We start from the raw sequence: 7,445 nt of genomic DNA on the forward strand, positions 1-7,445 counted from the left end.
GTTTCGCGCGGCGACGACCTCACCATGCAAACCCCCGTCGGCGAGAAGAGCACCCGTGTGCTGGCCACGGTCTCCTACTTCTCCGCCCTGGGCGGCACGGCCGCCGCGGAGGATGTACGCGCCGCGGGTGGCCGAGCACTCGAATTGCCCACGGATGTCGTCGCGCCCGCGCGCTCACCTCGCTCGGTGGGAGCCGTGGGCCTTCAGTCGGCGGGAGCCGTGGGCACTGAGATGCGGTAGTCCGCGGCCGTCGCCGCCAGGCGCATGCCGTGGCCGTACGGATCGGCCGCATTGCCGTTGCCGCGGGGCGCGATCCGGCCGTCGTCCACCTTCGGCGCGCCGTCGACCAGCAGGGCTTCCAGGCGGGCATGGTCGGCGAACCATTCGACGTGCCGCAGCCTGCGCACCGAGGCCGCGACGCTCGCGTGCAGGGCGGGCGCGCAATGCGCGGAGATGTCGCGGTGGTAGGCGGCGGCCAGGGTGGCGGCGCGCAGGAATCCGGTGTACCCGCCGCAGCGGGTGACGTCGAGTTGCAGGCAGTCGACGGAGTCGATGAGCCGCAGGGCGTCGGTGTCGCCGCAGATGTACTCGCCCGCCGCGACATCGCAGCGCACCGCCGCGCGCACCGAGCTCAGGCCGGCAGGGTCGTCGCTGGTGACCGGCTCCTCGAACCAGGTGACGCCGAGCCGGTCGAGTTCGTGCCCCATGCGCCGCGCCTCGCCGGGGCTGTACGCGCCGTTGGCGTCCACCATGATGCGCGTGTCCGTGCCGACGAGCTTGTCCACCAGCGTGATTCGCTCGAGGTCGCGCCGCTGGTCGATGCCGATCTTGATCTTCACCGCGGTGCAGCCCTCGGACTGCCAGTCCAGCACCTGCTCGGCGAGTTGATCATCGGTGAGGTTGACGAAACCGCCGGACCCGTACACCGCGGTCGCCTCCCGCACCTTCCCGAACAGGGTGGGCAGGGTCACCCCCAGCACCCGCGCCTTCAGGTCCCACAGGGCGATATCGACCGCGCTGATGGCGTGCGCCGCCACCCCGGAGGTGCCGATATTGCGGCACGCCTTGTGCATTCGGGCCCAGGCGTCGGTGATATCCTCGGGACCGCAGCCCAGCAGGACCGGACCGAGATGCCGCTCGACGACGGTCGCCGCGGCCGGGGAACCGTAGGTCCAGCCCAGCCCGTGCTGGTCCCCGGCCGACACGGTCACCACCACCGCGGTGGTGGCGTCCCAGGTCAGGGTGCCGTCGGCTTCGGGTTGCGGGGTGGGGAATCGGTAAACCTCGACCGTGACGCCGTCGATGGTGGGAATGTTCATGGGAGACCGCCTTCGAGGGCCTCGGCCAGGACTTCGGCCGTGTGGCGCGGCCGGACCCTGGGCAGGAGATGACGGATCTGGGTGCGGCAGCTGAACCCGTCCGCCAGGATGGCCGCGTCGGGTGACGCGGCACGCAGGGCCGGGAGCAACTGGTCCTGCGCACAAGCGACGGACACCTCGTAGTGTCCGCGCTCGAAACCGAAATTGCCTGCCAGGCCGCAGCATCCGGCGTCGAGGACCTCGACCTCGACGCCGCTCGCCGACAGCAGTGCCCGGTCCGGGTCGGAGCCGAGAATCGCATGCTGATGGCAGTGGGGTTGCACGACAGCGGATCCGGCGATCTCGGGCGGTCGCCACGCCGGGGCGCGCTCGGCCAGCAGTTCGGCCAGGGTGCGGTTCAGCACCCGCTTCGCCGTGGGGAGCTGCCCGGTCGAGATCCAGGTGAGCCCCGCAGCACACGGCGCGGGGCGGGCCGTCGCCGTGCTCACCGGAAAGCGATCCGCGGTAGGCGACGACGAGACGCGCACTGTCCTTGACGAATTCGCGGTAGTGCGCGATCCCTTCGGCGGTACGCAGGTCGAAGGGAATGCGGGTGTGGACACAGTCCTGACCGAAATGGCCGTGGAGGGAACTGGATTGGTAGCCGTAGATGCCCAGCAATCGCTCGAGATCGCGCAGGTAGTCGCCGAGCCGTTCCGGCGGCACCGCCGCATCCTCCCAGCCCTCATGGGTTTCCGGGCCGCCGGGCGGGTAGGCCGTCGCCGTGAGGCCGGCCTCCCGGGCCGCCTGCGTGTCACCGTCGAATTGCGCCATCAGCCAGGCTTTTCCGTCGGGCAGCCGCTCGATGGCACGGTCGGCCAGGTGCCGCAGGTGCTCGAGCCGCACCAGCCGGTGGTCGAGCCCTTCGAGGGAAGCGGCAGCGCGGCACGGTTGGCGGTCATCGGCGCACCTCCATTCGGGTTGGCGCGTGCGGGTATTCACGGCTTCGCTGCCGCGCGGGTACCCGCACGCGCGCCGGATACGCGCCTGGTGCCGCATTACATCGGCATGGACGGGAACAGCATGTTCCACATATCGCGCAGCATGTCCATCAACTGCATCCACATGGGTGACATCGTGATCCTCACCTCCTGACTGCTCGCGGGTCTCCTCCGCTGTACCCGCCCGCGGCGATCTCATGAGCCGAATCCGAAGGTGTCGCCGGGCGGCTGAATACCTCGGCCGAGACGGGGTAGAGCCGGGGCAAGACGGAATCGACAGGAGGACAGGCAATGACGATCGCTGGACACCACGACAGGACCGGGGATCCGGATCGGACCACCGCGCGCGACATCATGACGCACGAATGCCACTGCGCCCGTGCCGCCGACACCGTGCTCACGGCCGCGCGCCAGATGGTCGATCTGGAGGTCGGCGCGCTGCCGATCTGCGGGGAGGACGGCAAGCTCAAGGGCATGCTGACCGATCGCGACATCGTGGTGAAAGTGGTGGCGCAGCGCATGGATCCGAACGGTGTGAAGGTCAGCGAGCTGGCCGAGGGGGTGCCGGTGGTGGCGCAGGCCGATGACGATGTGCGGCGGGTGCTGGAGCTGATGGCGACCCACCAGGTGCGCAGGCTGCCGGTGCTCGACCAGAACCGACTGGTGGGCATCATCTCGCAGGCCGATATCGCGCGCCTGCTGGAACACCAGGCGTCCGGTGAAGTCGTGGAAGCGATCTCCCAGCAGTAACCCATCCAGTCAACGGAAGGAAAACCCATGCTGATGCTCACCCCCACCGCCGCCGAGGTGGTTCGCAACATCGCGTCCGCGACGAACACACCGCAGCAAGCGGGATTGCGGATCACCACGTCGGAGGGAGCCGACAGCTTCAACCTCACGGTGGCCGGCGCTCCCTCGGAGGACGACGAGGTGCTCTCCGCCGAGGGCGCTCGCGTCTTCCTCGACGCCAAGTCCGCGGCCTACTTCGACGACAAGATCCTCGACGCCGGTGTCGACGCGGGCGGCAATCCCTCGTTCACGGTCGAGCCGCAGGACTTCGACGAGTAAGCACGGCGGGACATGCCGACGAACCTGGCCCGCAAGCTGATCGCCGCGCATCTGGTGTCCGGCGCGCTGACGCCGGGCGCGGAGATCGCGCTGGGAATCGATCAAACGCTGACCCAGGACGCCACGGGCACGCTGGTGATGCAGGAGCTCGAGCCGCTCGGGCTCGAGCGTGCCCGCACCGAGGTGAGCGTTCAGTACGTCGACCACAATCTGCTGCAGACCGACGAGCGCAACGCGGAGGACCACGAGTACCTCCGCACCGCGGCGCAGCGCTTCGGACTGTGGTTCTCCAAGGCGGGCAACGGCGTCTCCCACCCCACGCACATGCAGCGCTTCGGCGTCCCCGGAAAAACCCTGGTCGACTCGGATTCCCACACCTGCGCCGCCGGGGCGCTGGGCATGCTGGCCATCGGGGTGGGCGGATTGGAAGTGGCGCTGGCGATTTCGGGCAGGCCGCTGCATATTCGGATGCCCGAGATCTGGGGCGTCCGCCTGGAAGGGGCACTGCCGCAGTGGTGTTCGGCCAAAGACGTGATCCTGGAGATGTTGCGCCGCCACGGTGTCGGCGGCGGGGTCGACCGGATCATCGAGTATCACGGGCCGGGCTTGTCGGGTCTGTCGGCGATGGACCGCCATGTGATCGCGAATATGGGCGCCGAACTCGGCGCCACCACAACGGTATTCCCCAGCGATGAGGCGGTGCGCGCGTTCCTCCACGAGGAGGGCCGCGGCCACGACTGGGTCGCGCTGGCCGCCGACCCCGACGCCGACTACGACATCGAGGACACCCTCGACCTGTCGGCCCTCGAGCCGCTCATCGCGAAACCGTCCTCACCCGGCAACGTGGTGCCGGTCCGCGAGGTCGCCGGAACTGACATCGCGCAGGCGGTGATCGGCTCCAGCGCCAATCCCGGGCTGCGTGACTTCGCGATGGTGGCCGCGATGGTCGCCGGACGGCAGACCGTGCCGCAGGTCAGCTTCGACATCAACCCGACGTCGCGGGAAATCCTGCTCGACCTGACCGCGATGGGCGCGGTGAGCGACCTGCTGGCGGCGGGCGCACGCATCCACCAGTCCGGATGCCTGGGCTGCATCGGCATGGGCCAGGCGCCCGCGGTGGGCCGCAATTCCCTGCGCACGATGCCGCGCAACTTTCCCGGCCGCTCCGGCACCAAGGAGGATTCGGTCTGGCTCTGCTCGCCCGAGACCGCCGCCGCGTCCGCGTTGACGGGGACGATCACCGATCCGCGCGACTGGGCGCGCACCGCGGGTATGGAGTATCCGAAGGTCGACCTGCCCTCGTCCGCCTCGGTCGACACGATGATGTTGGTGGCCCCGCTCGACCCGGAACACGCCCGCCGGGTGCGACCGGTGAAGGGGCCCAATATCTCCAGCCTGCCGACACTGACTCCGCTGCCCGAACTCCTACAGGCGCCGGTCCTGTTGAAACTCGGCGACGACATCTCCACCGACGAGATCTCACCGGCGGGAGCACGAGCGTTGCCCTTCCGGTCCAATATCCCCAAGTTGGCGATGTTCACCTTCGCCCCCGTCGACGACACCTATCCCGAACGGGCACAACACAATTCCCGATCCGGCCATCTCGTGGTCGCGGGCGAGAACTACGGTCAGGGCTCCTCCCGCGAGCACGCCGCGATCACACCCCGCTACCTCGGCCTGCGCGTGGTCATCGCCAAGTCCTATGCCCGCATCCACTGGCAGAACCTCGCCAACTTCGGTGTGCTGGCCCTGGAATTCGACGATCCCGCCGACTACGACATGATCGACCGGGACGACATCCTGCGCCTCGATCATCTCCACGACATCATCGGCAGCACGACGCTGCCGGTGCGCGACGTCACCAAGGACGTCGCTTTCACTGTCCGGCATCGCCTTTCGCCTCGCCAGGTACAAAGCGTGCTGGCGGGCGGCCTGATCGCCCAGCGGTAGGTTCAGGCCGGGACCGTAGCGGTCAGGCGATCCCAGATCCGGTGCCGGGCAAGTAATTCGGCGAACGAATCGAGGAAGTGGTCGGGCACGCGCGCACCCGCGGCGGCGGTGAAGACCACACCGTGACGCTGCACGAATTCACTGTCGGCCGGGATGTCGGGCAGGATTCCGGCGATGCGCAGCACGGTGACTCCCGCGCCGACGGCGCCGATCGGCTTGGCGTGCTTGAACGCCTCCAGCACGAAATGCAGGACGGAGCCGTCGGCCGCCATCGTGTCCGCGGCGCTGGGTCCGCCCGCGACGAGCACGCCGTCGTAGAGCACCGAGGACACCGTCGCCAGCGCATGGTCGACCGTGAGCGGCTCGCCGTCCGAGTCGTCACCACGGACCGAACCCCCTCGCAGCGCGATGATCTCGACGACCGCGCCCCGGTCGGTCAGGCGAGAGCGCAGCAGACGCACACCGCTCGAGTCGACGCCGTCGGCGACCAGGATGGCGACCTTGCGGGTGGCGATGGTGCCGGGCGCGGCGGGCACGATCGAGAGCGCGGACGACATGCCTACCTCGGGAGCATCCGATTCGCCTGCCACCACCCGCATTCCGAGTTCCGCCATGCCGAGGTCCCCGGCGACCCCGAGTTCCTCGGCGACACGCAGCGCGAGATCCGGATCGACGCGAGTCAGATGGCCGAGGACGGTCGCGCGGATCGCGGGACGCCCGACCTTGCCCAGCTCGAAGGCGAAGGCGGCCACGATGTGGTCGCGCTCGGGTTGGGACATGCTGTTCCAGAACATGCGCGGCTGCCGGTAGTACTCGCGGAACGCGTCGCCGCGGCGGCGGGCGGGCACACCGTACAACGGTTCGGGGTAATGCCCGAGGGTGCCGTCACCGCCGAGCGCCGGACAGCCGCCACCGACGGTATTCGGGGAGTAGGCGGCGCTGCCCACCGGGATCGTGTGCTGCCCTTGACCGTCCTGCTGGTGGTTGCGTACCTCGGCCAGCGGCCGATTGATCGGCAGCTGCGCGAAATTCGGGCCGCCGAGCCGGGTCAGCTGGGTATCGAGGTAGGAGAAGCTGCGCATCTGCAGCAGCGGATCATCGGTGAAGTCGATGCCGGGCACCAGATTCGCGGTATGGAACGCCACCTGCTCGGTTTCGGCGAAGAAGTTGTCCGGATTGCGATCGAGCACCAGTGAACCGACCGGGATGACGGGGACCTGTTCCTCCGGAACGAGTTTCGTCGGGTCGAGCAGGTCGAAGTCGAACGCGAACTCGTGCTCTTCCCGGATCAGCTGCACGCCGAGTTCCCACTCGGGATACTGTCCCGCGGCGATGCTGTCCCACAGGTCACGCCGGTGGAAGTCGGGATCGCGGCCCGCGATCTGCTGGCATTCGTCCCAGAGCAAGGAGTGCACGCCCAGCTTCGGCTTCCAGTGGAATTTCACGAAAACCCCCAGCCCTCCGGCATTCACGAGCCGGAAGGTGTGCACACCGCACCCCTGCATCATCCGGTAGCTGCGCGGCAGGGCACGGTCCGACATCAGCCACATGATCGCGTGCAGGGTTTCCGGCTGCTGCCCGACGAAGTCCCACAGGGTGTCGTGGGCGGAGGCCGCCTGCGGAATCTCGTTGTGCGGCTCAGGTTTGACCGCGTGCACGAAGTCGGGGAACTTGATGCCGTCCTGGATGAAGAACACCGGAAAGTTGTTCCCGACCAGGTCGTAGTTGCCCTCGGCGGTATAGAACTTGGTGGCGAATCCGCGCACGTCGCGCACAGTGTCGGCCGAACCACGAGATCCCGCGACGGTCGAGAACCGCACGAACACCGGTGTTTCCACCGCCGGGTCGATGAGGAGCGGGCCACCGTGTGCTCGGCTAACCACTCGTCATAGGGCCGGAAATGCCCGTAGGCCCCCGCGCCCCGCGCGTGCACCACCCGCTCGGGAATGCGCTCGTGGTCGAAATGAGTGATCTTCTCCCGGGCGTGGAAATCCTGCAGCAGCGTCGGCCCGCGCTCGCCGACCTTCACCGAGTCATCGGTGCTGTCGATGCGAACGCCCTGCTGGGTCGTCAGCGTCCCGCGTTCGCGATCGACGCGAAAGGCATCCAATTGCCGCTTCTTCTCATC

The 7,445-nt window shown here is 68.4% G+C and carries 5 protein-coding genes and 3 pseudogenes; 4 read left to right on the forward strand and 4 right to left on the reverse strand.

Translation table 11 applies throughout. The annotated features are described in order from the left end of the window. Window positions 1–240, forward strand: a pseudogene (locus tag ACWELQ_RS31860) (hypothetical protein); the annotation flags it as partial. Here the strand turns inward: ACWELQ_RS31860 and ACWELQ_RS31865 are convergent. From ACWELQ_RS31865 to ACWELQ_RS31875, 3 genes and pseudogenes are all read right to left on the reverse strand, one after another. After that, entirely contained in the window at window positions 204–1,319 is a 1,116-nt protein-coding gene (locus ACWELQ_RS31865) for an enolase C-terminal domain-like protein (protein ID WP_452400741.1), read from the reverse strand. The pseudogene ACWELQ_RS31860 and the gene ACWELQ_RS31865 sit on opposite strands and share 37 nt — an antisense overlap. Then, entirely contained in the window at window positions 1,316–1,807 is a 492-nt protein-coding gene (locus ACWELQ_RS31870) for a hypothetical protein (protein WP_452400742.1), read from the reverse strand. Before ACWELQ_RS31870 ends, ACWELQ_RS31865 begins: the two co-directional genes overlap by 4 nt. A gap of 43 nt (window positions 1,808–1,850) precedes the next feature. Further along, a pseudogene (locus tag ACWELQ_RS31875) lies at window positions 1,851–2,498 on the reverse strand (FAD-linked oxidase C-terminal domain-containing protein); the annotation flags it as partial. Window positions 2,499–2,590: 92 nt separating this feature from the next. On the opposite strand from ACWELQ_RS31875, the gene ACWELQ_RS31880 reads away from it, so the two are divergent. From ACWELQ_RS31880 to ACWELQ_RS31890, 3 genes are read left to right on the forward strand one after another with little or no spacing between them, the layout of a single operon-like run. Then, the gene (locus ACWELQ_RS31880; protein ID WP_452400738.1) at window positions 2,591–3,049 is read left to right on the forward strand and encodes a CBS domain-containing protein; all 459 of its coding nucleotides are present in this window, start codon (window positions 2,591–2,593) and stop codon (window positions 3,047–3,049) included. Between the two features lie 27 nt (window positions 3,050–3,076). Continuing rightward, entirely contained in the window at window positions 3,077–3,367 is a 291-nt protein-coding gene (locus tag ACWELQ_RS31885) for a hypothetical protein (RefSeq protein ID WP_452400739.1), read from the forward strand. A 12-nt stretch (window positions 3,368–3,379) separates the two neighbouring features. Next, entirely contained in the window at window positions 3,380–5,317 is a 1,938-nt protein-coding gene (locus ACWELQ_RS31890) for an aconitate hydratase (RefSeq protein WP_452400740.1), read from the forward strand. A 2-nt stretch (window positions 5,318–5,319) separates the two neighbouring features. Here ACWELQ_RS31890 and ACWELQ_RS31895 read toward each other — a convergent pair. After that, a pseudogene (locus tag ACWELQ_RS31895) lies at window positions 5,320–7,445 on the reverse strand (catalase); the annotation flags it as partial.

The organism is Nocardia sp. NPDC004722 (genome assembly GCF_053601505.1).

What these genes read in the sequence shown, in the direction of transcription:
- ACWELQ_RS31865 (WP_452400741.1), bottom strand. Translation starts at nt 1,319, where the DNA reads ATGAACATTCCCACCATCGACGGCGTCACGGTCGAGGTTTACCGATTC.
- ACWELQ_RS31880 (WP_452400738.1), top strand. Translation starts at nt 2,591, where the DNA reads ATGACGATCGCTGGACACCACGACAGGACCGGGGATCCGGATCGGACC.
- ACWELQ_RS31885 (WP_452400739.1), top strand. Translation starts at nt 3,077, where the DNA reads ATGCTGATGCTCACCCCCACCGCCGCCGAGGTGGTTCGCAACATCGCG.
- ACWELQ_RS31890 (WP_452400740.1), top strand. Translation starts at nt 3,380, where the DNA reads ATGCCGACGAACCTGGCCCGCAAGCTGATCGCCGCGCATCTGGTGTCC.